The organism is Brevundimonas bullata (assembly GCF_003350205.1).
In the GTDB taxonomy this organism is placed as follows: Bacteria; Pseudomonadota; Alphaproteobacteria; order Caulobacterales; family Caulobacteraceae; genus Brevundimonas; species Brevundimonas bullata.
Window position 1 is genome coordinate 1 of the sequence record NZ_QLLC01000021.1, and the last position, 25,184, is coordinate 25,184.

General features: G+C 67.4%; 28 protein-coding genes and 2 riboswitches. Of the genes, 13 read left to right on the plus strand and 15 right to left on the minus strand.

Features of this window, described 5'->3' with window-relative positions; translation table 11 throughout:
• Positions 1-157 precede the first annotated feature (157 nt).
• The 8 genes from nagZ to DXK21_RS11025 all read left to right on the plus strand — a co-directional run bounded on the left by nagZ (position 158) and on the right by DXK21_RS11025 (position 5,726).
• Positions 158-1,207 (plus strand): beta-N-acetylhexosaminidase, encoded by a 1,050-nt coding sequence (gene nagZ, locus DXK21_RS10990; protein ID WP_114817820.1) that lies wholly within the window; start codon positions 158-160, stop codon positions 1,205-1,207.
• Positions 1,208-1,210: 3 nt separating this feature from the next.
• Positions 1,211-2,038, plus strand: a complete 828-nt coding sequence (locus tag DXK21_RS10995; RefSeq protein WP_114817821.1) for a segregation and condensation protein A — start codon at positions 1,211-1,213, stop codon at positions 2,036-2,038.
• Positions 2,039-2,227: 189 nt separating this feature from the next.
• On the plus strand, positions 2,228-2,902 hold the full coding sequence (scpB, locus tag DXK21_RS11000) for an SMC-Scp complex subunit ScpB (RefSeq protein ID WP_114817822.1): 675 nt from the start codon (positions 2,228-2,230) through the stop codon (positions 2,900-2,902).
• Positions 2,903-3,076: 174 nt separating this feature from the next.
• Entirely contained in the window at positions 3,077-3,442 is a 366-nt protein-coding gene (locus tag DXK21_RS11005) for an AtpZ/AtpI family protein (RefSeq protein ID WP_245945187.1), read from the plus strand.
• A gap of 14 nt (positions 3,443-3,456) precedes the next feature.
• Positions 3,457-4,248 carry a F0F1 ATP synthase subunit A gene (locus DXK21_RS11010; protein ID WP_114817823.1) on the plus strand — a complete coding sequence of 264 codons (792 nt, stop codon included), beginning with the start codon at positions 3,457-3,459 and terminating at the stop codon, positions 4,246-4,248.
• Between the two features lie 57 nt (positions 4,249-4,305).
• On the plus strand, positions 4,306-4,530 hold the full coding sequence (locus DXK21_RS11015) for a F0F1 ATP synthase subunit C (protein WP_046651755.1): 225 nt from the start codon (positions 4,306-4,308) through the stop codon (positions 4,528-4,530).
• 72 nt (positions 4,531-4,602) lie between these two features.
• A complete protein-coding gene (locus tag DXK21_RS11020; RefSeq protein WP_114817824.1) occupies positions 4,603-5,208 on the plus strand; it encodes a F0F1 ATP synthase subunit B family protein in 606 nt (201 codons plus the stop codon).
• Positions 5,208-5,726 (plus strand): F0F1 ATP synthase subunit B, encoded by a 519-nt coding sequence (locus tag DXK21_RS11025; protein ID WP_114817825.1) that lies wholly within the window; start codon positions 5,208-5,210, stop codon positions 5,724-5,726. The genes DXK21_RS11020 and DXK21_RS11025 overlap by 1 nt, the downstream gene beginning before the upstream one ends.
• 76 nt (positions 5,727-5,802) lie before the next feature.
• Here DXK21_RS11025 and DXK21_RS11030 read toward each other — a convergent pair whose 3' ends face one another.
• From DXK21_RS11030 to gcvT, 7 genes are all read right to left on the minus strand, one after another.
• A complete protein-coding gene (locus DXK21_RS11030) occupies positions 5,803-6,273 on the minus strand; it encodes a DUF6789 family protein (protein WP_114817826.1) in 471 nt (156 codons plus the stop codon).
• 119 nt (positions 6,274-6,392) lie between these two features.
• Positions 6,393-6,806: a PGPGW domain-containing protein gene (locus DXK21_RS11035; RefSeq protein ID WP_245945188.1), complete on the minus strand. Its 414-nt coding sequence runs from the start codon at positions 6,804-6,806 to the stop codon at positions 6,393-6,395.
• Between the two features lie 226 nt (positions 6,807-7,032).
• Positions 7,033-8,613 carry an aminomethyl-transferring glycine dehydrogenase subunit GcvPB gene (gene gcvPB, locus DXK21_RS11040; protein WP_162790643.1) on the minus strand — a complete coding sequence of 527 codons (1,581 nt, stop codon included), beginning with the start codon at positions 8,611-8,613 and terminating at the stop codon, positions 7,033-7,035.
• Entirely contained in the window at positions 8,610-9,293 is a 684-nt protein-coding gene (locus DXK21_RS11045) for a hypothetical protein (RefSeq protein ID WP_114817827.1), read from the minus strand. The genes gcvPB and DXK21_RS11045 overlap by 4 nt, the downstream gene beginning before the upstream one ends.
• Positions 9,293-10,639: an aminomethyl-transferring glycine dehydrogenase subunit GcvPA gene (gene gcvPA, locus DXK21_RS11050; RefSeq protein ID WP_114817828.1), complete on the minus strand. Its 1,347-nt coding sequence runs from the start codon at positions 10,637-10,639 to the stop codon at positions 9,293-9,295. Before gcvPA ends, DXK21_RS11045 begins: the two co-directional genes overlap by 1 nt.
• Before the next feature lie 158 nt (positions 10,640-10,797).
• Positions 10,798-11,163: a glycine cleavage system protein GcvH gene (gene gcvH / locus DXK21_RS11055; protein WP_114817829.1), complete on the minus strand. Its 366-nt coding sequence runs from the start codon at positions 11,161-11,163 to the stop codon at positions 10,798-10,800.
• Between the two features lie 162 nt (positions 11,164-11,325).
• Positions 11,326-12,441 carry a glycine cleavage system aminomethyltransferase GcvT gene (gene gcvT, locus DXK21_RS11060; RefSeq protein ID WP_114817830.1) on the minus strand — a complete coding sequence of 372 codons (1,116 nt, stop codon included), beginning with the start codon at positions 12,439-12,441 and terminating at the stop codon, positions 11,326-11,328.
• Between the two features lie 53 nt (positions 12,442-12,494).
• Positions 12,495-12,598, minus strand: a riboswitch (glycine riboswitch).
• Positions 12,599-12,602: 4 nt separating this feature from the next.
• Positions 12,603-12,701, minus strand: a riboswitch (glycine riboswitch).
• A gap of 111 nt (positions 12,702-12,812) precedes the next feature.
• On the opposite strand from gcvT, the gene DXK21_RS11065 reads away from it, so the two are divergent.
• Positions 12,813-13,781 (plus strand): class 1 fructose-bisphosphatase, encoded by a 969-nt coding sequence (locus tag DXK21_RS11065; protein ID WP_114817888.1) that lies wholly within the window; start codon positions 12,813-12,815, stop codon positions 13,779-13,781.
• A gap of 16 nt (positions 13,782-13,797) precedes the next feature.
• On the opposite strand, the gene DXK21_RS11070 is transcribed toward DXK21_RS11065, so the two are convergent.
• From DXK21_RS11070 to DXK21_RS11085, 4 genes are all read right to left on the minus strand, one after another.
• Positions 13,798-15,099: a Y-family DNA polymerase gene (locus DXK21_RS11070; RefSeq protein WP_114817831.1), complete on the minus strand. Its 1,302-nt coding sequence runs from the start codon at positions 15,097-15,099 to the stop codon at positions 13,798-13,800.
• 111 nt (positions 15,100-15,210) lie between these two features.
• Positions 15,211-16,221, minus strand: coding sequence for an adenosine deaminase (locus tag DXK21_RS11075; RefSeq protein ID WP_114817832.1), 1,011 nt, complete (start codon positions 16,219-16,221; stop codon positions 15,211-15,213).
• Between the two features lie 178 nt (positions 16,222-16,399).
• A complete protein-coding gene (argS, locus tag DXK21_RS11080) occupies positions 16,400-18,199 on the minus strand; it encodes an arginine--tRNA ligase (RefSeq protein WP_114817833.1) in 1,800 nt (599 codons plus the stop codon).
• Positions 18,200-18,203: 4 nt separating this feature from the next.
• The gene (locus DXK21_RS11085) at positions 18,204-18,857 is read right to left on the minus strand and encodes a Tat pathway signal sequence domain protein (RefSeq protein WP_114817834.1); all 654 of its coding nucleotides are present in this window, start codon (positions 18,855-18,857) and stop codon (positions 18,204-18,206) included.
• Between the two features lie 149 nt (positions 18,858-19,006).
• On the opposite strand from DXK21_RS11085, the gene ispH reads away from it, so the two are divergent.
• Complete coding sequence (ispH, locus tag DXK21_RS11090; protein WP_114817835.1) at positions 19,007-19,978, plus strand: 4-hydroxy-3-methylbut-2-enyl diphosphate reductase; 972 nt, start codon at positions 19,007-19,009, stop codon at positions 19,976-19,978.
• Here the strand turns inward: ispH and DXK21_RS11095 are convergent.
• The 3 genes from DXK21_RS11095 to lspA all read right to left on the minus strand — a co-directional run bounded on the left by DXK21_RS11095 (position 19,975) and on the right by lspA (position 21,667).
• Positions 19,975-20,475, minus strand: coding sequence for a PaaI family thioesterase (locus tag DXK21_RS11095; protein ID WP_245945189.1), 501 nt, complete (start codon positions 20,473-20,475; stop codon positions 19,975-19,977). The two genes, ispH and DXK21_RS11095, sit on opposite strands and share 4 nt — an antisense overlap.
• A gap of 29 nt (positions 20,476-20,504) precedes the next feature.
• Entirely contained in the window at positions 20,505-21,071 is a 567-nt protein-coding gene (locus DXK21_RS11100; protein ID WP_114817837.1) for a DUF3035 domain-containing protein, read from the minus strand.
• Between the two features lie 68 nt (positions 21,072-21,139).
• Complete coding sequence (gene lspA / locus DXK21_RS11105; protein ID WP_114817838.1) at positions 21,140-21,667, minus strand: signal peptidase II; 528 nt, start codon at positions 21,665-21,667, stop codon at positions 21,140-21,142.
• Between the two features lie 110 nt (positions 21,668-21,777).
• On the opposite strand from lspA, the gene DXK21_RS11110 reads away from it, so the two are divergent.
• The 3 genes from DXK21_RS11110 to DXK21_RS11120 are packed head-to-tail and all read left to right on the plus strand — an operon-like array spanning position 21,778 to position 24,097.
• A complete protein-coding gene (locus tag DXK21_RS11110) occupies positions 21,778-22,647 on the plus strand; it encodes a TIGR01459 family HAD-type hydrolase (protein ID WP_114817839.1) in 870 nt (289 codons plus the stop codon).
• A 38-nt stretch (positions 22,648-22,685) separates the two neighbouring features.
• Positions 22,686-23,147 (plus strand): MaoC family dehydratase, encoded by a 462-nt coding sequence (locus DXK21_RS11115; RefSeq protein WP_114817840.1) that lies wholly within the window; start codon positions 22,686-22,688, stop codon positions 23,145-23,147.
• A gap of 8 nt (positions 23,148-23,155) precedes the next feature.
• Positions 23,156-24,097: a bifunctional riboflavin kinase/FAD synthetase gene (locus tag DXK21_RS11120; protein ID WP_114817841.1), complete on the plus strand. Its 942-nt coding sequence runs from the start codon at positions 23,156-23,158 to the stop codon at positions 24,095-24,097.
• A 580-nt stretch (positions 24,098-24,677) separates the two neighbouring features.
• On the opposite strand, the gene DXK21_RS11125 is transcribed toward DXK21_RS11120, so the two are convergent.
• Entirely contained in the window at positions 24,678-25,157 is a 480-nt protein-coding gene (locus DXK21_RS11125; protein ID WP_114817842.1) for a DUF3828 domain-containing protein, read from the minus strand.
• Between the last annotated feature and the right edge of the window lie 27 nt (positions 25,158-25,184).

Sequence of the window (25,184 nt, forward strand, 5' to 3'; positions counted from 1 at the left end):
GAAGCGGGTGCAGGAAGTCACCGCCGCCAACGGCTCGACCGTCTATCGCACCACCTTCACCGGCATGAGCCGCGACCGCGCCGTCGCCTTCTGCAACGCGCTGAAGGCCGCCGGCCGCGACTGCATCGTCCGCTAAGACGAGCGGGAAAGTAGACGCATGACCTCCGCCGCCATCTACGGCTGTTCCGGCCACAGGCTGACGGCGGAGGAGCGCGCCTTCTTCGCCGAGGTCCGCCCCTGGGGCTTCATCCTGTTCCGCCGCAACGTGGACACGCCCGATCAGGTCAAGGCCCTGGTCGCTGAGCTGCGCGACAGCATCGGCCGCGCCGACGCTCCCGTCCTGATCGACCAGGAAGGCGGCCGGGTTCAGCGCCTCGGCCCGCCGCACTGGCCCAAGTATCCGCCCGGTTCGGCCTATCTGAAGGCCGTCAACGACCCGATGGCGGCGCGCGAGCTGGTGCGTCTGGGCGCGCGTCTGATCGCTCACGACCTGCGCGCGCTGGGCATCACCGTGGACTGCGTGCCGGTGCTGGACGTGCCGGTGCCGGGCGCCCACGACATCATCGGCGACCGCGCCTATGCGCAAGACCCCGCCACTGTGACCCAACTGGGCCGGGCGGCGGCGGAAGGTCTGCTGGCGGGCGGCGTCCTGCCCATCATCAAGCACATCCCCGGCCACGGTCGCGCCTTCGCCGACAGCCACCATGACCTGCCGGTGGTCGAGACCGATCTGGAGACGCTGGACGCCTGGGACTTCGCCCCGTTCAAGGCCCTGTCGGACATGCCGATGGCCATGACGGCCCACGTCGTCTTCTCCGCCGTCGACGCCAAGCGCCCCGCCACGACGTCCAAGAAGGGCATCCGCCTGATGCGTGAGCATCTGGGCTTCTCCGGCCTGATCATGTCCGACGACCTGTCGATGAAGGCCCTGTCGGGGACTCTGACCCAGCGCGCCGAACAGTCGCTGAAGGCCGGCTGCGATGTCATCCTGCACTGCAACGGCGACCTCGACGAAATGCGTCAGGTCGCCGACGGGACCGGCAAGCTGAAGGGCGAGGCCAGACGCCGCGCCGAGGCCGCGCTGAAACGCATCATCCACACGCCCGAACCGCTGGACGTGGCCGAGGCCCGCGCCCGGCTGGAGGCGGCCCTGAACGGGCGCTTCGACGCCGCCAAGGGGCCGGACGTCGGCGAGGCGCAGGCGTAAAAGATGGATCAGGCGTTCCAGCCCAATCTGGACTTCGCCGCCGTCGCCGACGCAGACGCCACAGAGGCCTTCGTCGTCGATCTGGAAGGCTATGAAGGACCGCTGCACGTCCTGCTGGCGCTGGCGCGCACGCAGAAGGTGGACCTGCTGAAGCTGTCGATCACCAAGCTGGCGGAACAGTATCTGGCCTTCGTTCACGAGGCCCGGCGGCGCAACTTCGCAATGGCCGCCGACTACCTCGTGATGGCCTCCTGGCTGGCCTACCTGAAGTCGCGCCTGCTGCTGCCGCGCACCGAAAAGGGCAAGGCCGAGGAGCCACCGGCCGAGGAAATGGCCGCCGCCCTGGCGTTTCGCCTGCAAAAGCTGGAGGCCATGCGCCGCTCGGTCGAGGCCATCACCAGCCGCCCGCAGCTGAAGCGCGACGTCTTCACGCGCGGCGACCCGGAAGCCACCGTCATCATCCCCTCGGACCGCGTGGACGCCAGCCTCTATGAGCTGATGGCCGCCTATGTCGCCCAGCGCCGCCGTGAGGAGCGGCGCAACTATGCGCCGGGCCAGCGGGTCGAGGCCTTCCAGCTGGAGGCCGCGCGCGACTGGCTGCGCTCCATGATGCCGCGTCTGGCCGACTGGACCCCGCTGGATCAGGTGGCGCCCGTCCGCGAGGACGAAGACGGGGAGGGCCCCAGCCAGGCCAGCTATACCGCCTCCACCCTGTCGGCCAGCCTGGAGCTGGTGAAGGAGGGGGCCATGGACGTGCGCCAGGCCGAGGCCTTCGCCGAGCTTTTCCTCAAACGTCGGGGCCTCGGCCAGCCGCTGGAGCTGACGCCGTGATTTCGCAATGTCCGCTCATCCCCGCGTTGTTTTCCTCGTCATCCTCGGGCTTGTCCCGAGGATCCAGAAACGCATCCTTGCTTCGTGGGGCGCGGCGTATTCTTCGATCAGCGTCGAGTCTCTGGATCCTCGGGACAAGCCCGAGGATGACGGGTGGAGAGGGTGCAGCGGCACTGGAAAACGTCCCAAATGTCTAATCTCGTTTTCACCCCCGACGACGCCGAGATCGAACGCCGGGTCGAGGCCCTGCTGTTCGCCGCCGCCGCCCCGCTGTCGGCGGCCGAGATCGCGCGCCGTCTGCCCGAGGGCGTCGACACGGGCCGGGCCATAGCCGCCCTGCGCCAACGCTATCAGGGGCGCGGGGTCGAGCTGGAATGCGTGGCCGACCGCTGGCGCTTTCGCACCGCCCCCGATCTCGCCTTCCTGATGACCGAGGAACGCGACGAACCGCGCCGCCTGTCCAAGGCTGCGCTGGAGACCCTGGCCATCATCGCCTACCACCAGCCCTGCACCCGCGCCGAGGTCGAGAGCGTGCGCGGCGTCTCCCTGTCCAAGGGAACGCTGGATCTGCTGCTGGAGATGGACTTCGTGCGGCTGCGCGGGCGCCGGCGCACGCCGGGCCGTCCCGTCACCTACGCCACGACCGACCGCTTCCTGGAGCATTTCAGCCTGGCCAGCCTCTATGACCTGCCGGGCGTGCAGGAGATGAAGGCCGCGGGCCTGCTGGACCTGTCGATCCCGGTCGGCTTCGAGGTGCCCGATCCCACCCGCAGCGGCGAGAGCGAAGGCGAGGATCTGCTGACGGCGCTGGACGACGGATCGCCCGAGTTCGCCCAGGATTTCGTCAGTGCGGACGGCGACTGACGGCCCCGGCAGCGACGCATCGCCACGCCTGTTTGCTGCTTAAGCGTAAGATGCTGAAAAACATAAACTTAACTAAGGGTTGGCGCGCCTTGACCTGAAGCCCCCCCGGCTATAGGTTCCGCGCCGAATTCAGACCCGTTCCGGCCCTATGTCGGATGCTGAGCGAATAGGCCCATGTCCCCGATGACGGAATCGCGCGAAGAGGCGATGAAACGCCTCAACGACAGCGCATCCGCGCTGGAGGGCAGGACCAAGGTCGAGCAATCGGCCGAGTTCGCTGCACACGCGGTGACGGGGCAGGCCTACAAGATCATCGCCGAGCTGCTCGGCGGTGTTTTCGTTGGTCTGGGTCTCGGGTTCGGCTTCGACCGCTTGTTCGGTACGAGCCCCTGGGGCCTTTTGGTCGGAGTCCTTCTGGGCTTCGCCCTGGCGATCTACATGGCGCGCCGGACAGCCAATCGGCTGATGGCGCAGGCCCTGGCGGCAGGTGTGACGGCGAAAACCGTTCCCTACGTCGAGGCCGGCGAAGAAGAAGACTAAGGAGCGAAAGGCCCGTGGCCGATCCGATTCATCAGTTCCAGATCACGCCGCTGCCCGGCCTCGACTTCGGTGAAGTCACCCTGCCGGTCATTGGTACGGTCCACCTGGCCTTCACCAACTCGCACCTGGCGATGACCCTGGCGTTTGTGCTGGTGATCGCCTTCCTGCAGGTCTCCACCTCGCGCGCCCAGGTGGTGCCGGGCCGTCTGCAGGCGGCGGGCGAGACCATGTTCGGCATGATCGACAACCTCGCTCAGTCGATCATCGGCCACGACGGCCGCAAGTATTTCCCGTTCGTCTTCACCCTGTTCATGCTGGTTCTGATGATGAACCTGCTGGGCATGTTCCTGACGTTCACGGCCACCTCGCAGCTGGCCGTCACCGCCACCTTCGGCGTCCTGACCTTCGCCCTGGTGGTCATCATCGGCATCGCCAAGAACGGCCTGGGCTTCTTCGGCCTGTTCTGGCCGACCAGCGCGCCCTTGCTGCTGCGTCCGGTCGTCGGCCTGATCGAGTTCTTCTCCTTTCTGCTGCGTCCCGTCACCCTGGCGCTTCGTCTGTTCGGCAACATGCTGGGCGGTCACGTGGCGCTGAAGATCTTCGCCGGCTTCATCGTCTCGCTCATGGGCGTGGCGCTGGCGGGCGGCGTGGGCCTGTTCGCCCTGCCTGTGGCGGCGCTGTCGCTGGGCATGGTCATCGCTCTGACCGCGCTTGAGTTCCTCGTGGCCTTCCTTCAGGCCTTCGTTTTCGCTGTTCTGGCCTGCATCTATCTCAATGATGTGGTCAACCTGGGTCATGGCCATTAAGGCTGCGGACCAGTACTAACCCACCCTCCAAACGCTCCAAGAATTAGGAATATCATTATGGAAGCTGAAGCCGCCAAGTTCATCGGCGCCGGTATCGCCACCATCGGTATGGTTGGTTCGGCTCTGGCCGTCGGCAACATCTTCGGCCAGTTCCTGGCCGGCGCCCTGCGCAACCCGGCTGCCGCCGCGTCGCAAGTCGGCAACCTGTTCGTGGGCGCCGCCCTCGCCGAAGCCCTGGGCATCCTGGCCTTCGTGCTCGGCATCCTGATCTGGCTCGGCTAAACCCGAACACTTGATCAGCGGCGGCGCGCCTGACCGGCTGCGCCGCCGCATCTGCTTTCGCGACGGATAATCATGGCTGCAACCCCCTCTGCTCCGCCCCCGGTCCTGCCGGTGGAACAGGCCGTCGAATACGCGGCCGAAACCGGGCACGTGCCCGCCAACGCGGCTGCCGCCGCTGCCGAGCATGACGCCGGCGGACTGCCGCAGTTCGAGTTCCAGCACTGGGCCGGGCAGGCCGTTTACCTGCTGATCCTGTTCGCTATTCTTTATGTGCTCGTCGCCAAGGTCTTCGCGCCGCGTCTGCGCCGCGTGATCGACGAACGGGCCGAGACCGTTTCTTCCGCCGTCGCCACCGCGCGTTCGGTCCAGACCGAAGCCGCCGCCCAGGCCGAGGCCGCCAAGGCCGACCTGGAGAAGGCCCGCGCCGACGCCCGCGCGACCGCCGCCGCCGCCAAGGCTCGTGTGACTGCTGAAATCCAGGCCCGTCAGGCCGAGGAAGAAGCCGCCGTCGCCGCTCGCGTCGGCGAGGCCGAGAAGGCCATCGCGGCCACCCGCGACGGCGCCATGGTTCACGCTGCGGCGATCGCTTCGGACACCACGCGCGCCATCGTCGAGCGTCTGACCGGCAAGGCCCCGACGGCCGCCGAGGCCGACGCCGCCGTCAAGGGAGCCGCCTGATGAACATGTTCTTCGATCCCCATTTCTGGGACGTCAAAACCAGCGCGGAACTGTGGGTTCTCGTCGGCCTGCTGATCTTCATCGCCATCGTCGTCGCCGTGGGCGTGCCGAAAATGGTCGCCAAGGCGCTGGACGACAAGGCCGCCAAGATCCAGTCGGAACTGGACGAAGCTGCCCGCCTGCGCGCCGAAGCCGAAGCCATGCTGGCCCAGATCCGTCTGGAAAAGGCTGAAGCCGAAGCCCAGGCCGCTGACATGCTGGCGACCGCCGAAGCCGACGCTCGCCGTCTGGAGGCCGAAGCCAAGGTACGTCTGGAAGAGGCCCTGACCCGTCGTCAGGCCCTGGCCGAGCGTCGGATCGCCCAGGCCGAGGCCCAGGCCACGACCGAGGTCAAGGCCGCCGCCGCTGAACTGGCCGCCAAGGCGGCTCAGGACATTCTGGCCGCCCGTCTTGCCGTCGCCACGACCGACCCCTTGATGGACGCCGCCATCGCCCAGATCGGCGACAAGCTGAACTGATCGCGGTTACAGCGACAAGCACATCAGGCCCCGCCGGCGACGGCGGGGCCTTTTGCGTTTCAGCGGAGCGCCGCAATCAGTGGGCGGGCGCGCCGTGGATGAAGCCGGCGGTGCGCTTCTCGCGCGCCAGCAGCCGGGCGAAGACGTTGCCCATCACCCCGCCGAAGATCATGTGGGTGATCAGCATCCAGCCGAAGGTGCCGAAGCCCGCGCTGCCGGAGAAGGTGCGCGGATCGCCCATCATGGTGATGATCAGCATCATCGCCACCCAGGCCGCCACGGCGAACAGGATGCCCTTGGTCTCAGGCGTGTTGGTGGGCAGCCGGGAATAGATGACCGCAAACAGCGGCCCCATGATCAGCGACCCGATGACGAAGTGGATGGCCCAGCCCGCCGCCAGATTGCCGCCCAACCCGAACATGCGGGCGACGATTTCAGGAAAGGGATCGAAGACCTTGGCGAACAGCAGGTTCACCGCTTCAAGGATGGAGACCGCGACGGTCGCAATGAAGCCGGCGACGATTCCCTGTTTTACGCGTGACATCATGAGAAAAGCGCCTCCCAACGCCATCTGCCTTTTGACTACGCAGGGGGAAGCATACGCCGATCGGCGCTCAACGGGCTGATCCGCCGTTCACGTTACCGTGTGCGATGAAATGTGGCTTTTTAGCGGAAGAGCTTGCGGAAAAAGCGACGGATGCGCTTGCGGGCGCGGATCAACTGCCGCGACGGACGCTTGCGCAGGACTACCTTCTCGGCGCGCAGGGCCTGCTGCCAGAAGACAGGGGCGATCTCCGGGTTCTTCCGCATCAGGCGGCGGAAGGGATAGACCCACTTCGGCCGAGCGTACTGGGCGCGGATGAACTGCCGCTTGGCCCACCACGAGTTGCGCAGCAGCAGCACCAGGCCCAGGGCGATGACGGGCACGCCGCCGGGGCCGGGCAGGGGGGCGATCAGGATGCCCAGGCCGATGATCAGGAAGCCCAGCGCCATCATGCCCAGCCGTTTCGCACGACGCAGCAGTCCAGGCCTCTGACGAGGCCGGCTGTCGGCGCGGAAGGGGATCAGGGCGAGGGTCACAGGCGTCACAGTCGGGGAGGAGGCAGGGGGACAACGCCTCCGCGTGCGGCGCGCTCCTTCCTCTCGGAAGTTCACGCTTAACGTGGCGATGCTGTCACACTCTTCTAGACACGCGCGACAAGGCCGAACCGTGGCGTGGGGGTGAAGCTTTCGTTAGAGGCGCAGAAACGCAAAACGCCGTGTCCCGAAAGACACGGCGCTCTACTTCAGATCGGGTATCGCGGTCCTACTCGGCGGCGATGTTCGAGCCTTCCGGGGCGGACCAGCGCAGACGCGGCGAACGCGCGGCGCGGGTCTCGTCCAGACGCCGCAGGGGCGCATGGAAGGGCGCGCCCTTGAAGCGGTCGACGTCGCCGGCTTTGGCCGCCTCGGCCAGCAGGCGCATGGCGTTGATGAAACGATCCAGCTCCTGCTTGGATTCCGTCTCGGTCGGCTCGATCAGCATGGCCCCGTGGACGACCAGGGGGAAGTACATGGTCATCGGGTGGAAGCCCTCGTCGATCATCGCCTTGGCGAAGTCGAGCGTGGTGATGTCCGTGCCCTTCAGCCACTCGTCGTCGAACAGGGCTTCGTGCATGCACGGTCCCTCGGGGAAGGCGGCGCTCATCAGGTCCGACAGGCGGGCCTTGATGTAGTTGGCGTTCAGGACGGCGTCCTCGGCCACCTGACGCAGGCCGTCCGAGCCGTGCGACATCATGTAGGACAGGGCGCGCACATACATGCCCATCTGCCCCTGGAAGGCGCACAGGCGGCCAAAGGCCTGGGCCGCCTCGTCTTCCTCACGCTCGACCAGCTTGTAGCCGTCGCCGGTGTTCACGACCCAGGGGGCCGGGGCGAAGGGGGCCAGGGCTTCCGACAGCACGACCGGACCGGCGCCCGGACCGCCGCCGCCGTGGGGCGTCGAGAAGGTCTTGTGCAGGTTGATGTGCATGGCGTCGACGCCCAGGTCGCCCGGACGAACGCGGCCGACGATGGCGTTGAAGTTGGCGCCGTCGCAGTAGAAATACGCGCCCGCTTCGTGCGTCAGGCGGCTGATTTCCAGGATGTCGCGCTCGAACAGGCCGCAGGTGTTCGGGTTCGTCACCATGATGGCCGCCACGTCCGGACCCAGCTTGGACGCCAGGTCAGCCACGTCCACGCGGCCGTCGTCGGTCTGGGCGACCTCGACCACCGAATAGCCGACGAAGGCGGCAGTGGCCGGGTTGGTGCCGTGGGCCGAGGTCGGGACCAGAACCTTGCGGCGCTGCTCATGCTCGCCCTTGGCTTCGTGGGCGGCGCGGATGGCCATCAGGCCGCACAGTTCGCCGTGAGCGCCGGCCTTGGGCGACAGGGCCACGGCGGGCATGCCCGTCAGCGTCGTCAGCCAATGGGCCAGCTGGTCCATCAGCTCCAGCGCGCCCTGAACCGTCGACTGCGGCTGCAGCGGGTGGATGTCCGAGAAGCCCGGCAGACGCGCCATCTTCTCGTTCAGGCGCGGGTTGTGCTTCATCGTGCACGAGCCCAGCGGATAGATGGCCAGGTCGATGGCGTGGTTCTTCTGCGACAGGCGCACATAGTGGCGCATCGTCTCAGGCTCCGAGAGACCCGGCAGGCCGATAGGGTCGCGACGGACCAGATCACCGAGGTCCGAGCCGTCGGTCTTGGGCTTGGGCAGGTCGACGCCGGTCTTGCCCCAGCCTTCGCCTTCGAAGATCAGGTGCTCGTCCTGCAACAGGCCGCGCGCGCCCGTCAGGGTCGGGTGCTTGTAGTCGTTGTCCGGCAGGGCGTTCGGGGCGGTCGGACGGCCGACAGTGTTCATGGTGCTCATGATGTGGCTTTCACAGCAGAGGAAGGGCAAGGGCCGCGGGTCGCGTTAACGGCCGTGGCGATGATGTCGAGGACTTCGGGCAGACGGGTGCGCTCAGCGTCATCCAAGAGGACGCCGAACCTCACTTGCCGATCAGAGGTCAGGAGGTGGCAGGAAATCGAGGCGCTGTAGTCGCGGCACCGAATCGTGTCCTGCTGGTTCACATATTTTGTGTCGCCAACGCCGCTGTAGGCGGAAAGATCGCTTTTGGCTCCCCAGGGGGAGGTGCGCTTGAGCAGCCCTTCGGCGACACTTCGCTCGACCGCCTCAAGGGAGGAATGAGCGTTGTCGCCCCAAGGACCGCGAGACAGGCTCACGCGGACTTTGCCGTCATGAGGTTCGCCGTCAAAGCTTGTATCATAGCCTTCACGCTCAAACGGGATGACATGGATCGCCCCGCCGGCTGCAGCGACCTTGAGGATGTTGGGCGAGGTTTCTGGCTCCTGCGTCCACGGCTTCGGCAGTTGCGAAGTGTCGATGCAGGTGTCGTCAGCCAATCGAATTGCCGATGGGCTGACGCGCTGAGCCAACGCTTCACTGGCCGCCAGTCCCACCGACGCATCGGACTCCGGAGAACCGGATTCCGAGCAAGCGGACAGGGCCAGCGCCACACCCACAAAGACGGGGTGCGAGCGGATCATCAGGCCGCCAGGACCTTGGCGAGCGAGGCCGCCAGGATCTTGATGTCGGCGTCCAGGGTGGTCTCGGTCGCGGCGACCAGCAGGACATTGTCCAGACCGGCTTCCGGGGCCAGACGGCTGTAGGGCACGCCGGCCAGGACGCCGTTGTCGGCCAGGGTCTGAACCACCTCGGCGGCGTTCTTGGGCAGCTTGACCGCGAACTCGTTGAAGAAGCGCGGGGTCAGGACCTCGACGCCGGGAATGGCGGCCAGGGCGTCGCGCGTGGCGACGGCCTTCTCGTGATTGAGAAGGGCCATCTGGCGCAGGCCCGTCTCGCCCAGCAGGCTCATGTGGATGGTGAAGGCCAGGCAGCAGAGGCCCGAGTTGGTGCAGATGTTCGACGTGGCCTTGTCGCGGCGGATGTGCTGCTCGCGCGTGGACAGGGTCAGGACGAAGCCGCGACGGCCGTCGGCGTCGACGGTTTCACCGCAGTAACGGCCGGGCGTCTGGCGCAGCAGCTTCTCGCGCGTGGCGAACAGGCCGATGTAGGGGCCGCCGAAGTTCAGGGCGTTGCCGATCGACTGGCCCTCGGCCGCGACGATGTCGGCGCCCATTTCGCCGGGCGATTTCAGCAGGCCCATCGACACGGCTTCCGTCACGACGACGATCAGCAGGGCGCCGGCGGCGTGGGCGGCCTCGGCGATCTTGGTGACGTCGGTGGCGGTGCCGAAGACGTTCGGGGTCTGGACGACGACGCAGGCCGTGTCCTTGTCGATGGCGGCGATGACGGCGTCTTCGGCGTCAACGGCGGCGGTCAGGGCCTGGGTCTCGACGCCGACGGCGTGAACCACGGTCTCCGTCGCCTTGACGTAGTGGGGATGCACCCCGCCCGAGATGACGGCCTTGTTGCGGCGGGTCACGCGGGTGGCCATCAGCACGCCCTCGGCCATGGCGGTCGAGCCGTCGTAGAGGGAGGCGTTGGCGACTTCCATGCCGGTCAGGTTCGCGACCTGGGTCTGGAACTCGTACAGGTACTGCAGGGTCCCTTGCGCGATTTCCGGCTGATAGGGCGTGTAGCTGGTCAGGAACTCCGACCGCTGGATCACGTGATCGACCGTAGCCGGGACGTGGTGCTTGTAGGCGCCGGCGCCGCAGAAGAAGGGGACGGTTCCGGCCGTGGCGTTCTTGCCCGCCATGGCCGAGAGGGCGCGTTCGACCTCAAGCTCGCCCGCCACGCGGGGCAGGTCGACAAAGCCGTCGCGGCGCGCGGCCTGCGGCACGTCGACGAAGAGGTCGTCGATGGATTTGACGCCGATGGCGGCCAGCATGGCCTCACGGTCGTCGGGCGTCAGGGGGAGGTAGCGCATCTTTGACTCCTAGCCCTTCCCCTCGAGGGGGAAGGGTTGGGATGGGGTGTTGGCAGGCGGTCGCCGAAAGAAACTCGGGTGGCGCCGATCGGAGTTCAGATGGGAAGGGGGGATGCCTCCACCCCTCCCAACCCTCCCCCTCGAGGGGAGGGCTTCTTTTACAGCGTGGCGAGGAAGGCGTCGTAGGCGGCCTGATCCATCAGGGCTTCGACCTGCGAAGCGTCCGAAATCTTGATCTTGGCGAACCAGCCTTCGCCTTCGGGATCGGCGTTGACGGTTTCGGGGGCCGAGGCCAGGGCGGCGTTGCCCTCGACCACTTCGCCCGAGACGGGGGCGTAGACGTCCGAAGCGGCCTTGACGCTTTCGACCACGGCGAAGCTGTCGCCCTGGTTGAAGCTCTTGCCGGCTTCCGGCGTCTCGACGAACACCACGTCGCCCAGGGCGTCAGCCGCGTGCTTGGAAATGCCGACCGTGGCGACGTCGCCCTCGAGGCGAACCCACTCGTGATCTTTGGTGAAGCGCATTTCGATCTTCCTCATGCGGCCGAAGCAGCCTGTTTAACTCGTCATCCTCGGCCTTGTGCCGAGGATCCAGACCCGCCGACGTGGGAAGGTCGAGATCCGACGGCGGGCGTCGGTGTTTCTGGATCCTCGGAACAGGCCCGAGGATGACGGAAGGGGAGGCGGTTAGGCCTTCGGCTTCCGATAATAGCGGGTGGCCACGAAGGGGGTGGCGACGACTTCGGCGGCGGCGGGTTTGCCGCGCACGATGACTTTCAGCTCCGTTCCCAGCGCGGCGAAGGCCGGCGGGGCGTAGCCCATGGCGATGTTGCGGCCCAGGGTCGGCGAGGGGCCGCCCGAGGTGATGACGCCGATGAGATTTCCGTCCATGTCGGCGATCTCGGCGCCTTCACGGGCCGGGGCGCCTTCCTTGACATGCAGGGCGATGCGCACGCGCGATGGGCCCTCAGCCAGTTCCTTGAGGATGCGTTCGGCGCCGTTGAAGTCGGCGGCTTCCTTGCGCGACTTGGACAGGGCGAAGGTCAGCGCGGCCTCGACCGGGCTGGTCGTGGCGTCGACGTCGTGGCCGTGCAGCGGCAGGCCGGCTTCCAGGCGCAGGCTGTCGCGGGCGCCCAGGCCGATCGGCTTCACGCGGGCGTCTTCCAGAATGGTGTTCCAGACGCGCTCGGCGTCGGCGTTCGGCACCGAAATCTCATAGCCGTCTTCGCCGGTGTAGCCTGAGCGCGAGACGAAGCAGTCGACGCCGAACAGCATCAGACGGGCCGAATCCATGAAGCCCATCTCGGCCAGAGCGGGTTCGTGCTTGGCCATGACCTCGGCGGCTTCCGGCCCCTGGATGGCCAGCAGGGCGCGGTCGTCCAGCACGATCAGCGTGGCGTCGCCCGCCAGATTGGCGTTCAGGAAGGCGAAGTCGGCGTCCTTGTTGCCGGCGTTGACCACGACATAGAGGCCGTCATGGTCGGGCTTGCCCGCCATCAGGTCGTCCATGATGCCGCCCTCGGCGTTCAGCAGCAGGGAATACTTCTGCTTGCCGGCCTTCAGGATTTCATAGTCGCCAGGGACGAAGCGCTGGAACTGCGCAATCGCGTCGGCGCCGGTGATCTTGGCCTGGCCCATGTGCGAGACGTCGAACAGGCCGGCGTGTTCGCGGGTCCAGCGGTGCTCGGCCAGAACGCCTTCGTACTGGACCGGCATGTCATAGCCGCCGAAGCCGACCATGCGGGCGCCCAGCGCGCGGTGCGCGGCGTTGAGAGGGGTGTTCTTCAGGGCCTGGTCGCTCATCGAGCATCCTCCGGTCGCGGGTTGCGGCGATAGCTTCGCCGTCGTCGCGCCCCCGCTGTCCTGAAGCCTGAGAGATTCCGACCGTCGCCAGGTGGCGAACAGCCTTGCTCCGTCGGCGCGCCCATGAATCCCGGGAAGGGGGGGCGACTTTCCAGCGTCCGTGCGCCCTCGCGGTCCTTTTGCCTGAGCGTTTCCGGGGCGGTTGCGCCTTCGGCCCCGACAGCCGTTACACGACCGCCGATCTCTCCCGCGAGAGCGCTCGACCTAAGGCCCCGACTCCGGGCCGAAGTCAAGCGGCGCCGGACTTGCCGTGTACGATCCGAAAGGCCATGAGGAGCCGAACTGCTCTCGTGACAGGATTGAAGGCCGCCATGACCGCCCGTACCGACCTCGCCGCCCACCTGGCCTCGCTCGCTCTGCCGCAGGCGCTGACCCAGACCCTGACGGTCGCCGCCGCCGCCTGCGTCGAGATCCGCAAGATCGTCTCGGGCGGCGCCCTGGTCGGCGCCCTGGGCGCGTCCGGCGTCGTCAACGTCCAGGACGAGGAGCAGAAGAAGCTCGACGTCATCTCCAACGATGTCCTGACGGAAATGCTGCTGGCCTGCCCGGCCGTGGCGGGCGTGGCGTCGGAAGAAATGGACACGGTCCAGCCCGCGACCAACCCGGCGGGCGAATACCTGGTGCTGTTCGACCCGCTGGACGGCTCGTCCAACATCGACATCAACGCCCCGGTCGGCACCATCGTCTCGGTGCTGAAGGCGCCCTCGGCGACGCCGACCGAGGCCGACTTCCTGCAGTCCGGCCGTCATCAGGTCGCGGCGCTCTATGCCGTCTATGGCGGCCAGACCATGTTGGTGCTGACCACGGGCCAGGGCGTGGCCGGCTTCACCCTGTCGCATGACGGACAGTGGCTGATGACGCACGAGCGGATCACGGTCCCGGCGGACACCAAGGAGTTCGCCATCAACATGTCGAACCAGCGCCACTGGACCGAGAGCGTGCAGCGCTACGTCGACGGCTGTCTGCAGGGCGCGGACGGCCCTCGGGGCAAGAATTTCAACATGCGCTGGGTCGCCGCCATGGTGGCCGACGTGCACCGCATCCTGATGCGCGGCGGGGTCTTCCTCTATCCGTGGGACAAGCGCGAGCCGAACAAGCCCGGCAAGCTGCGCCTGATGTACGAAGGCAATCCCATGGCCTTCCTGATCGAACAGGCGGGCGGCAAGGCGACGACGGACGGGACCCAGGCCATTCTGGACGTGACCCCGACCGAACTGCACCAGCGCATCCCGGTGGCCCTCGGCTCGGTCAACGAAGTCGATCAGATCGCGGCGGCCTGAGCAAGCAGACAGCTTTCTACTCGTAAAAGTCCTCCGCATCCGGGATGCGGGTGAAGGCGATCTTGGCGCCGATATAGTCGGGCAGACCCGCATTGGGGCCGATGCTGACCGTATCCTTGCCGAAACGACGGTTCAGTTCGTCCAGCGCCTGCGAGAGGCGCAAGGACCGGGCCTGGCCGTCCTGATCGGGGCCGATCTCGAACAGGTCGGCCTCGAAGGCGTCGAGGGCTTTCAGGCCGTGGACGCCGACGCCGACATAGCTCAGCCGCCCGGCCTCAAGCTCTGGCTCGACCTTGCGCCACAGAGCGTCCAGCGCGGCCAGCAGGGCGAAGGTGTCCTGCGTCGGGGCGACGGCGCGGGTCAGGCCCGTGGTGTCCCAGCCGCGCTTGGCGCCCTTCGGCCCCATGTCGAGATGCAGGCTGATCCCGGCGCCGGTCAGCCCCATCCGTCGCAGCCGCGCCCCGCATTTGACCATCAGCCGTCGCGCCACCGCTCGCGCCTTGTCCGGGTTGCGCATCGCTTGAGCCAGGACATGGCTGTGGCTGATGGAGGCGGGCGGCTTGACCGGCGTCGGTTCGCTGTCCAGACCATGCAGGCCGCGCCAGATGCGCTCGCCCTCGATGCTGTTCCAGACGGCGCGGGCCTGTTTGGCGGTCATGGCCCACAGGTCCGCCGTGTTTGTGACGCCCGCCGCCGCCAGCCGCTCGCGCATCCGCGAACCTATGCCGGGGTATTGCGACAGCGGCAGATGCAGGATGGCGCCGGGCAGTTCGTTGGCGCGCAGGATGGTCAGCCCGGCGGGCTTCTGCATCCCGCAGGCCGTCTTGGCCAGAAAGCGCGACGGCGCCAAGCCGACGGATGAACGCAGGCACTCGCCCACATTTTTCATGATCCCCGCCTGAATGCGCCGAGCCAGGGCGACGGCGTTCGCCTCCTGCCGTTCAGGGCCGATGAGTTCACAGGAACATTCGTCGATGGAGCCGACCTTCCACACCGGCACATGGCGGTCGATCTCGGCCATGATCTGCTTGTGGATTTCGACATAGAGATCGGGCCGCGCCTCGGCGACGATCAGGCCGGGGCACAGTCGGCGCGCTTCGGCCACCTGCATCCCGGTGCGGACGCCGAAGGCCTTGCTCTCATAGCTGGCGGCGATGGCGCCGGTGTATTCGCTGGCGGCCGGGCGGACGATGACGGGCCTGCCGCGCCAGTCCGGGTTCCTCTGCTGCTCAACGCTGGCGAAGAAGGCGTTCAGGTCGATGAACAGCCAACGCAGACCGGCGGCGTCTTCATCAGGCTGTCGGCCGGGGCGCTCCATGACTGGAACATATCAGGAACATGCGTGGACCGAAAGCGGTGCAGCCCTATCTTCCGTCATCCCCCGGTCAGCGCCGCTGCGCGGCTCGCAGGAGGATGACGAAAAATAGGATCAGTGCGCCGCCGCGTAGGCGTCCACTTCCGCGATCCGCTCCGCCTTGTCAGCCTCGCTCAGGAAGCTCCCCTCGAAGCTGTTCTTCGCCAGCAGCGTCACTTGTTCCCGCGTCAGACCCACGGCGTTGGCCAACTGGATGTAGTTGGCGTTCACATAGCCGCCGAAATAGGAGGGGTCGTCCGAGTTCAGGGTGACGTGCAGGCCGCGGCGCAGCATCTCGGGCACTGGATGGTCCTTCAGGTCCTTGACCACGCACAGCTTCAGGTTCGACAGGGGGCAGACCGTCAGGGTCATCTGCTCGGCGGCCAGACGCGCGATCAGGCCCTCGTCCTCCATCGAGCGGTTGCCGTGATCCATGCGGTCGATGTGCAGCAGGTCCAGGGCCTCGTGGACATAGGCAGGCGGGCCTTCCTCGCCGGCGTGGGCGCACAGCTTCAGGCCCAGGTCGCGGGCGGCGGCGAAGACGCGCTGGAACTTGGCCGGCGGATGGCCGACCTCGGACGAATCCAGCCCGACGCCGATGAAGTGGTGCAGGTAGGGCTTGGCCGCCTCCAGCGTGGCGAAGGCTTCGTCCTCGCTCAGGTGGCGCAGGAAGCTGAGGATCAGGCCGCTGGTGACGCGTAACTCGGCCTTGGCCCGGTCCATACCCGCGATCAGGCCCTCGACCACCACGCCAAAGGGCACGCCCCGGTCGGTATGGGTCTGGGGGTCGAAGAAGATCTCGGCGTGGCGCACATTGTCGGCGGCGGCCCGCTGGAAATAGGCGAAGGCCAGATCCTCGAAGTCCTGACGCGTCAGCAGCACGGCGGCGCCGGCGTAATAGATGTCGAGGAAGTCCTGAAGGTTCGAGAAGTCATAGGCCGCGCGCACGGCCTCAACGCTGTCATAGGGGATGGCGACGCCGTTGCGCTGCGCCAGCTCGAACATCAGCTCCGGCTCCAGCGAGCCCTCTATGTGCAGGTGCAGTTCGGCCTTGGGCAGGCCGGCGATGTAGGCGTCGAGGGACATGGGGGAGGGCTCCGTAGGGTGGCGGAACCATAGCGAAGCCACGCCCCCCCGTCATCCCGGCCAAGTCTCGCGGAGCGAGGCGCTGAGCCGGAGCGCCCAAGACTCGACATTTCAGATCGTCGCGCTTCCGGCGGTCCCGGATCGGCCCTGCGGGCCGTCCGGGATGACGGAGCGAAGCTTACATCCGCTCGGGCGTCTCTATCCCCAGCAGTTCCAGCGCCGTCTCCAGCTGGTGCAGGCTGGCGGCGGCCAGGGCCAGGCGCGAGCCCTTGGTGGCGGCGTCCGGCGCGACCAGGATCGGGCAGGCGGCGTAGAATTTCGAGAAGCTCTGCGCCAGGCGATAGGCGTGTTCGGCGATCAGGTTGGGCGCCCGCTTGTCATAGGCGTCCGCCGTAGCCGCGTCGAAGGCGTCCAGCGTCAGGGCCAGGTCGCGCTCGGCCGCTTCCTCGATGACGATGGGGGCGGTCTCGACGCTCTGTTCCGCCGCCTTGCGCAGCAGGGATTTCACCCGCACGGCCTGATACAGCAGATAGGGGCCGGTCTTGCCCTCGAAGCTCATGAAGCGGTCGAGATCGAAGACGTAGCTGGTGGTGCGGTTGTTCGACAGGTCGGCGAATTTCAGCGCGGCCACCGCCACCTTGCGGGCTATATCCTCGAACTCTTCGGTCGGCAGGTCGTCGCCCAGCTTGGCTTCGTGCAGACGCTCGCGCGCCTTTTCCGTCGCCGTGTCGATCAGGTCGCGCAGCTTCAGCACGCCGCCCGCACGCGTCTTGAACGGCTTGCCGTCGGCGCCGTTCATGGTGCCGAAGCCCAGGTGCTCCAGTGACTTCTCGGGCGCGTATCCGGCCAGATAGGCGGCGCGGAAGACCTGTTCGAAATGCTCGGCCTGACGCTCGTCGACGACGTAGAGGATCAGGTCGGGATCGATGGACTTGCGGCGGTCCAGGATCGTGGCCAGGTCGGTCGTGCCGTACATGGCCGACCCTTCCGAGCTGATGACCAGCAGGGGCGGGGGCGACGGAGCCTCGACCACCGAACCGTCGGCCAGCTTCTTCTTGCGGGTTTCGCCGTCGCGGGCGACGTGAATCACCTGGGCGCCGGCGTCCTCGACCAGCAGACCCTTGGCCTTCAGGTCGGCGATCATCTCGGCCATCAGAGGATCGGCGTCGCTCTCGCCGTTCCACAGGTCGAAGTCGACCGACAGGTCGTCATACTCGCGCTTCAGCGCCTCGCGGCTGACGGCGACGAAGTGCCGCCACAGGGCGCGATAGCCGGGACGGCCGCCCTGCAGTTCCGCCGTCGCCTTGCGGGCGCGGTCGCGGAAGGCGGGGTCTTCCTTGGCCTTGCCGGCGGCCTGGGGATAGAGGCGGTCCAGGTCGGCCAGGGTGACGGGCGTTTCGACCGGGAAGGGGCCGTCGCCCTCGACCATGAAGGCGTCGGCCAGACCTTCATCGCCGCAGGCGGTGATCAGCAGGCCCATCTGGAAGCCCCAGTCGCCAAAGTGGGCGTCGCCGACGACGTCATCGCCGCGCAGACGGAACAGCCGCTTCAGGCTCTCGCCGATGATGGCGCTGCGCAGGTGGCCGACGTGCATGGGCTTGGCCACGTTCGGGCCGCCGTAGTCGATCACCACCTTGCGCGGCTCGACGCGCGAGGCGCCGGCCAGGGCTTCGTCCGCCGCGACCTCGGCGGCGCGCTGCGCCAGGGCCGCGTTCGACAGCTTCAGGTTGATGAAGCCGGGACCGGCCACCTCGACTGACGACAGGCGCGAATCATGGCTCAGGCGCTCGACCACCTTGCCGGCCAGTTCGCGCGGATTGGCCTTCAGCGCCTTGGCGGCGGCCAGGGCGCCGTTCGACTGGAAGTCGGCCAGGTCAGGGCGGTCGGAAGCGACGACGCGCGCCAGGCTTGCGTCCACGCCTTCGGCGGCGAAGGCGGCGGCGACCGCTTCGCTGAGAGAGGTCTTGAGATCGGTCATGTGCTTAGGGGTTCGGTTGGGTCTGGCCGGCGGTGACGCGGAAGCGGCTGCCCGAGCGGTTGAACTCGGCCATTTCCGGCGTGACGTCGAAGCCGATCAGGACCTCGAAATTACTACCGGCCGTGGTGGCGTCGGCGCGCGGGATGACAATGGACTGTTCCTGCTGGACCGAGGCCGTGGTCTGGCCCTCGAAGTTCACCGGCAGGTCGAAATATTCCTTGGCCAGAACGGCGCTGTTGCGCTCGGTCACAGCCACCCAATAGCGATAGGTGCGGGCGTCGCCGCTGGCCTGCGGGCCCTTGCCGAGGTTGAACAGGACGTTGAAGTCCAGGCGGATCGGATCGGCCTCGCGATAGACGCAGTCGGCGGTCACGCCTTCGATTTCGCCCGTGAAACCGACGCCGGCGATCGAAGGCCGCTGATAGTCGGCCAGTTCGACAAAGCGGGCGGCGTCGTACAGCACCTTCACATAGGGGCAGGGACCGGCGTTGGCGCGGCGGCTCAGCGGCGCGATCCGCATCGGGCGCGCTTGCGGCGCTTCCTGCTGCTGTTGCTGCTGACCGGGACGTTGCTGCCCGCCGAACTGGGCGGAGGCGGCGGTAGGAACAAGCGCGGCTGTCACGGACAGGGCGGCCAGGGCAGTGAAGACGCGACGCATCAATTTCATTTCCGGCAAGCGAAAGGGAGCGCGCGACAGTCGGCGCCGACCGCTGCACGCTTGATGCTGATAGCGGCTAAAGCGAGGCGCGGCAAACGCGACCATGCAGCCGGTGGCGGTAAGGGCCTCGAACGACTAGGTTCCGGCCCATGAACGCGCCCGTCTCGCCCTCCGCCCTTGATCCTCGTCCGCTGAATGTGCGCCTGGCCACGCCCCGCGGCTTCTGCGCGGGTGTGGATCGGGCCATCCAGATCGTCGAGCGCGCCATCGAGAAGTTCGGCGCCCCCGTCTATGTGCGCCACGAGATCGTCCACAACCGCCACGTCGTCGAGCGGCTGAAGGGCATGGGGGCGATCTTCGTCAAGGAACTGGACGAATGCCCCGACGACCGCCCGGTGGTGTTTTCGGCCCACGGCGTGCCCAAGTCGGTGCCGGCCACGGCGCGTTCGCGCGAACTGCTGTTCCTCGACGCCACCTGCCCCCTGGTGTCCAAGGTCCATGTCGAGGCCGAGCGCCACCATGAACAGGGCCGCCACATCATCCTGATCGGCCACGCCGGCCACCCCGAGGTCGTCGGCACCATGGGCCAGTTGCCGCCCGGCGCCATCAGCCTGGTCGAGACGGTGGCGGACGCAGAAAACTTCCAGCGGCCCGGTGATCAACCCTTGGCCTACGCCACGCAGACGACGCTGTCGGTGGACGACACCGCCGACATCCTGGCGGCGCTGAAGCGGCGATTCCCGGAACTGCCGGACCCGCACAAGGAAGACATCTGCTACGCCACGACCAACCGGCAAGAGGCGGTCAAGCGCCTGGGCGAAGGCTGCCAGCTGGTACTGGTGGTCGGGTCCAAGAACTCGTCCAACTCGGCCCGTCTGGTCGATGTGGCGCTGAAGGCCGGGGCGGGCGATGCGCGCCTGGTCGATGACGCCGGCGACGTGGACTGGTCGTGGTTCGACGGCGTGACCACGGTCGGCGTCACCGCCGGCGCCTCGGCGCCCGAGCCGCTGATCGAGGCCCTGATCGACGCCATCCGCGCCCGATTCGACGCGACCGTGACCGAGGACGACGGCGCCCGCGAGACGGTCTCGTTCAAGCTGCCGCGCGCCCTGACGGCTTAAGATCGCTCCATCACCAGACAAGTGGAGGTGGCGGTGGCGTAGAGCGTCCCGTCCAGTCCGCGCAGATCAGCCTCGGAGAAGGCGGCGCGGCGCCCGGCCTGGATGAGGCGGCCTTCGGCGCGCACCGGCGTGCCGGCCTTCAACGCCTTGTGGAAGACGGTCTTCAGTTCCAGCGTCGTATAGGCCTGTCCGGGCCTCAGCGCGGAATGGACGGCGCAGCCGCAGGCCGAATCGAGCAGTGTTGCGATCCAGCCGCCGTGCACCGAACCGATAGGGTTATAGACCGCCAGGGTCGGCTCGCCCTCGAACACCACGCGGCCTTCGGCAAGATCGGTCAGGCGAAACCCCACCGTCTCGGCGATGGGGGCGGCGGGCAGTCGGCCGTCCAGCATTAGTTGAAGCTGGTCCAGCCCCGACAGGGCGGCGAGATCAAGCGTGTCGGACAGGGGAGGCTCCCAATGAAAAGGACGCGCCGGCCAGGGGCCAGACGCGTCCACAATCAGGTCTAGTCGCTGATAGCGAGGTCTTAGAGGCCCGGCAGCTTGAAGCGGCTGTCGCGACGCGTCGTGATGGCGATGCCCTCGCGACCGCCGGTCAGGGCTTCCAGACGGGCCTGTTCAGAGGCGGCGTCGATGGTGCGCGCGCCCTGTCCGCTCTGGCTGACCGTCGGCGCCTGGCTGGCGGCGTCGTCTTTGCGCCAGAACATGACGCGGTTGGCCCAGCTTTCTTCCTTGTGGGCCAGATCGCCGAACTCATCGTCGACGACATAGCGGGCCAGGGGGTCGGCGCGGTCGGCGCCGGCCTGGCTGACCAGGGCCTGTTCGCCGCCGGTGCGGGTCACGGCCTGGCGTTGACCCAGAAGGATCTGACGGGCGGCGCTTTCAGGGGCCAGTTCCTGCGGGCGGGGCTGGCCCGGCGACGGCGGGGTCAGGCCGTACTCCGGCGGCACCGACAGGGGGGCGCTGGAGACGGTCAGGAACTCGTCCGGCACGACCTTGGTCAGACCAATGCCCTGCTTCACGCTGGCGCAAGCGGTCAGGCTGAGGGCGGTGGTGGCGAAAAGGGCCACGGTAAGGGCGTTACGAATACGCATAAGGTCAGCTCGGCTCCGGGAGGCGCGCCCAACGGCGCTGGCTCGGGACGACAGTGAAGAGGGGGTGATTACGACTTTTCGTTGGCCGCGCCAACCGTTGGACGACGTTCGGAGAGGAAGCTGTCCAGGATCAGCAGGACCACGCCCACAGTGATGCCGGCGTCGGCGACGTTGAAGATCCAGGGAAACAGGCCCGATCCCGAAAAATCGAGGAAGTCCACGACCCCGCCGAAACGGATGCGGTCAAAGACGTTGCCGAGCGCTCCGCCCATGACCAGGCCGATGGCCGCGATCATCAGCTTGCGGTCCGAGCGCGTCGCCCACCAGGCCAGTGCGCACGCCACCAGAACCGAGAAGACGCTCAGGACCCAGCGTCCCGCGCCGCCGCCGAACAGGCCGAAGCTGACGCCGGTGTTCAGCACATAGGTCAGGTTGAACAGGGGCGGGGCGACTTCGGCGATACGATAGCCGTCTGGAATCTGCGAGATGTGCGCCGCGTCGATGGCGCTCAGGACCCAGGCCTTGGTCAACTGGTCCAGCACGATGACGACGAGGGCGATGCCGTAGGCGGCATAGGCGAGGCGAGAAATTTTCATGTCCCAAGCCGGTTAGCAGGAAGAGAGGCGAGGGCGAAGAGGGAAAAGCGAACAAGAGAGGAGGGCGGTTGCGGCCTTCCCCCCGGCGTTTCGAAGGCTATAACCGGGCCATGACCCTGCCTCACGCCCTGCCTCGCCTGTCCGCCGTCGCCGACGACTATGACATCCTGCTGTGCGACGTCTGGGGCGTGATCCACAACGGCCGCGAGAGCTGGCCGACGGCCTGCACCGCCCTGGCCGATTTCAACGCCAAGGGCGGCCATGTCGTCCTCATCTCCAACTCGCCGCGCCCCTCGTCGGACGTGGTGGCGCAGCTGGACGCCCTGGGCGTGCCGCGCGACGCCTGGAAGGCCTTCGTCACCTCCGGCGACGCCACCCGCGCCGAACTGGCCCGCCGCGCCCCCGGCCCGGCCTGGATCATCGGCCCGGATCGCGACTTCGTCCTCTATGAGGGGCTGAACCTGACCAGCGCCCACGGCGCCGAGGATGCGGCCTTCATCTCCGTTACCGGCCCCTACAACGACGCGACCGAGACGCCCGAGGACTACCGCGAGCGCCTGATCCCCGCCGTCGAACGCGATCTGGAGCTGATCTGCGCCAACCCCGACCGCATCGTGCAGAAGGGCGACAGCATCATCTATTGCGGCGGCGCTATCGCCGACCTCTACGAATCCATGGGCGGCCGCGTGGTCATGGCGGGCAAGCCGTTCGGCCCCATCTACGAACTGGCGCTGCGCGAGGCGCAGACCCTGATGGGCCGTCCCGTCGACCGCTCGCGCGTCCTGTGTATCGGCGACGGCGTGGTGACGGATGTTCTGGGCGCCGCCGAGCAGGCGCTGGACTGCCTGTTCATCGCCCAAGGCATCCACGGCGACGCCGCCAAGGGGGCGGACGGAACCCTCGATCCGGCTCTGGCCGGCGAATTGCTCCGGGCAGAGACGACCTTCGCCCGCTACGCCGCGCTCGAACTGGCGTGGTGAGGCTCGCCATTTCGTCGCACCTGCCGTAAAGGCCGCTGATGGTCGAATACGTCACACAGCATCCGTCGGGCGGTTACATCCTCGATGAACTCCACGTCGGCATGGCCGCAGAGAAGACCGTCCACGTCACCGAGGACCGGATTCGCCTGTTCGCCGAGGCGTCGGACGACTTCAATCCGGTGCATCTGGACGAAGAATTCGCCGCCAAGACGGCCTATCGCGGACGCATCGCCCACGGCCTGCTCAGCGCCGCCTTCGGCTCGGCCGTGGTCGGCACCATCCTGCCGGGCGCAGGCTCAATCTATATTTCGCAGACCCTGTCCTTCCACTTCCCCGTCCGTATCGGCGACTCGGTCCGCATCGTCATCACGGTAATCGAGTTGGAGACCGACAGCGCCCGCGTCGAGTTGAAGTGCGAAGGCTTTGTCGGCGACAAGCTGATCATGGACGGGGTCGCCGTCGTGCGCGTGCCGCGTCGGCGTAAGCCCTCCGCCCGCTGAGGTCTCCTGTGGTCTCCAAAACGGTTGAGGTCATTCGCGACTGGCGCGACCTGCCGGCCTCGCAGCGCGGGGCGGCGGTGGCCGTCGGCGCTTTCGACGGGGTGCATCGGGGCCATCAGGCGGTGATCGCCTCGGCCCGCGCCGCCGCCCAGCGTCTGGGCGCGCCTCTGGCCGTGGTCAGCTTCGACCCGCATCCGCGCCGTCTGTTCCAGCCCGAGGCCGCGCCCTTTCGCCTGATGACCGCGGACCAGATGGCCCGCGCCATGGCGCCGCTCGGCGTCGACCGCCTGTACCTGATCCCCTTCGACCGCGAGATGGCGGGGATGACGGACGAAGAGTTCGCCCGCCGCGTCCTGTCCGAGGGGCTGGGCGTCGCCCACGCCGCCGTCGGCTTCGACTTCACCTTCGGCAAGGGCCGTTCCGGCTCGCCCGAGGCGCTGCGGACCTATGGACAGGATCTGGGCTTCACCGTCTCCGTCACCGACCGCATCGACGACGTTTCGGGGCTTAAACTGTCGTCCTCCGCCGTGCGCGAGGCCTTGAAGGCCGGCGACATGGACCGCGCCGCCGCCATCCTGGGCCGCCCCTTCGCCATCCAGGGCGAGGTCATCCACGGCGACAAGCGCGGCCGCACCATTGGCGTACCGACCGCCAACATCGCCATGGGCGACTATATGCGCCCGGCCTACGGGGTTTACGCGACCCGCACCCGGCTGCCGGACGGGCGGGTCATCAACGGCGTCGCCAACCTGGGCGTCCGCCCCATGTTCGAGATCGAACAGCCGCTGCTGGAAGTCTGGCTGCTGGACTTCAACGAGAGCCTCTACGGCCAGACCCTCGAAACCGAACTGATCGCCTTCCTGCGCGGCGAGATGAAGTTCGACGGCCTGGACGCACTCAAGGTCCAGATCGAAGCGGACGCGGCAGCGGCTAGGGCCGTGCTGGGCTAAGGGTCGGCGAACCGGCCTCATTTTCGTCATTCCGGGGCGCACAGCGAACCCGGAACCCAGGCAGTTAATACGTCTACGCACGAACCTTAGGTCTCGCGCCTGGGCCCCGGATCGCCCCTCCGGGCCGTCCGGGGTGACAGCGCCATTATGCAGCGGCGCAGTCGTACAAACACGCCCGATACACGCCCAGCGCTTATGCGTCGCTGATGCGTGGTGAAGGAAACCGCATGGAATCCTTACGGCGTTTTGCGGTCCTTAGCGGCTCTCTGAAGCGCATGGGGCAGGCCTGAAGCAGGCCAGCGCGGGGCGTCCGACGTCAGAACGGATCGCCCTCGTCGCCCTGGCGACGGCAGAGCTCAAGCGGTTGGCGAAGCGGCGGCGGCGGTCCGTCGCCGCAGCACTGGCCGTTTGCAGCGAACGATCCGCTTTCGGAGGGGTGAGAATTGAAGAAGCTGAACGCGCATCAGATATTCACTGCCGTCATCGGCAGCATGGCCGTGGCGGCTTTCATGACAAGTATCATGGTGCTCGTACGTCTGACGCTTGCCTGAGCGAGCGGAGGTTCTGTCGCAGATGGCGGCTAGCTCTCGGCCCGTTCCGCGATGGCCATCAGGGCGTCGTGCAGGGACTTGCCCTTGGCGTCGACGACGTCGGCGATGCGCCACATGGGGCCTTCCTTGACCAGCTTCAGGGTCTGTTGCTGCGTCTCGCCGTGGTTGGCGAAGGTCACATCGGCCAAGGCTGCCTTGTCGCCATCGGGCGTCATCTTCAGCCCGGTCAGGGCGAAGCCGTCGGCGTCCTGACAGGCGCAGACAGGGTCATAGTTCAGATAGGGAACCTCGCCCTTGGCCTCGCGGAAGTCGACGCCGATCAGGGCGTTCAGGGTGCGCGAATAGAGCGGGTCGCGGCCGGGGCTGACCGCCGCCGCCGCCGGATCGTTGGCCAAAGGCGCGGCTGCGTTGGCATAGAGGGCGCGGGCGAAGGCCTCGGCGTTCTGCTCGCCCGCAGCATAGATAGCCGCGCGACCAGTCAGCGGCGCTTCGGGGGCGGGGGCGGTCAGCCCCGGCCGCGACCCGCTCTATTCGCG

Coding starts and splice junctions, on each gene's coding strand:
- nagZ (WP_114817820.1), top strand. CDS start 158: ATGACCTCCGCCGCCATCTACGGCTGTTCCGGCCACAGGCTGACGGCG.
- DXK21_RS10995 (WP_114817821.1), top strand. CDS start 1,211: ATGGATCAGGCGTTCCAGCCCAATCTGGACTTCGCCGCCGTCGCCGAC.
- scpB (WP_114817822.1), top strand. CDS start 2,228: ATGTCTAATCTCGTTTTCACCCCCGACGACGCCGAGATCGAACGCCGG.
- DXK21_RS11005 (WP_245945187.1), top strand. CDS start 3,077: ATGTCCCCGATGACGGAATCGCGCGAAGAGGCGATGAAACGCCTCAAC.
- DXK21_RS11015 (WP_046651755.1), top strand. CDS start 4,306: ATGGAAGCTGAAGCCGCCAAGTTCATCGGCGCCGGTATCGCCACCATC.
- DXK21_RS11020 (WP_114817824.1), top strand. CDS start 4,603: ATGGCTGCAACCCCCTCTGCTCCGCCCCCGGTCCTGCCGGTGGAACAG.
- DXK21_RS11025 (WP_114817825.1), top strand. CDS start 5,208: ATGAACATGTTCTTCGATCCCCATTTCTGGGACGTCAAAACCAGCGCG.
- DXK21_RS11030 (WP_114817826.1), bottom strand. CDS start 6,273: ATGATGTCACGCGTAAAACAGGGAATCGTCGCCGGCTTCATTGCGACC.
- gcvPB (WP_162790643.1), bottom strand. CDS start 8,613: ATGAGCACCATGAACACTGTCGGCCGTCCGACCGCCCCGAACGCCCTG.
- DXK21_RS11045 (WP_114817827.1), bottom strand. CDS start 9,293: ATGATCCGCTCGCACCCCGTCTTTGTGGGTGTGGCGCTGGCCCTGTCC.
- gcvPA (WP_114817828.1), bottom strand. CDS start 10,639: ATGCGCTACCTCCCCCTGACGCCCGACGACCGTGAGGCCATGCTGGCC.
- gcvH (WP_114817829.1), bottom strand. CDS start 11,163: ATGCGCTTCACCAAAGATCACGAGTGGGTTCGCCTCGAGGGCGACGTC.
- gcvT (WP_114817830.1), bottom strand. CDS start 12,441: ATGAGCGACCAGGCCCTGAAGAACACCCCTCTCAACGCCGCGCACCGC.
- DXK21_RS11065 (WP_114817888.1), top strand. CDS start 12,813: ATGACCGCCCGTACCGACCTCGCCGCCCACCTGGCCTCGCTCGCTCTG.
- DXK21_RS11070 (WP_114817831.1), bottom strand. CDS start 15,099: ATGGAGCGCCCCGGCCGACAGCCTGATGAAGACGCCGCCGGTCTGCGT.
- DXK21_RS11075 (WP_114817832.1), bottom strand. CDS start 16,221: ATGTCCCTCGACGCCTACATCGCCGGCCTGCCCAAGGCCGAACTGCAC.
- argS (WP_114817833.1), bottom strand. CDS start 18,199: ATGACCGATCTCAAGACCTCTCTCAGCGAAGCGGTCGCCGCCGCCTTC.
- DXK21_RS11085 (WP_114817834.1), bottom strand. CDS start 18,857: ATGCGTCGCGTCTTCACTGCCCTGGCCGCCCTGTCCGTGACAGCCGCG.
- ispH (WP_114817835.1), top strand. CDS start 19,007: ATGAACGCGCCCGTCTCGCCCTCCGCCCTTGATCCTCGTCCGCTGAAT.
- DXK21_RS11100 (WP_114817837.1), bottom strand. CDS start 21,071: ATGCGTATTCGTAACGCCCTTACCGTGGCCCTTTTCGCCACCACCGCC.
- lspA (WP_114817838.1), bottom strand. CDS start 21,667: ATGAAAATTTCTCGCCTCGCCTATGCCGCCTACGGCATCGCCCTCGTC.
- DXK21_RS11110 (WP_114817839.1), top strand. CDS start 21,778: ATGACCCTGCCTCACGCCCTGCCTCGCCTGTCCGCCGTCGCCGACGAC.
- DXK21_RS11115 (WP_114817840.1), top strand. CDS start 22,686: ATGGTCGAATACGTCACACAGCATCCGTCGGGCGGTTACATCCTCGAT.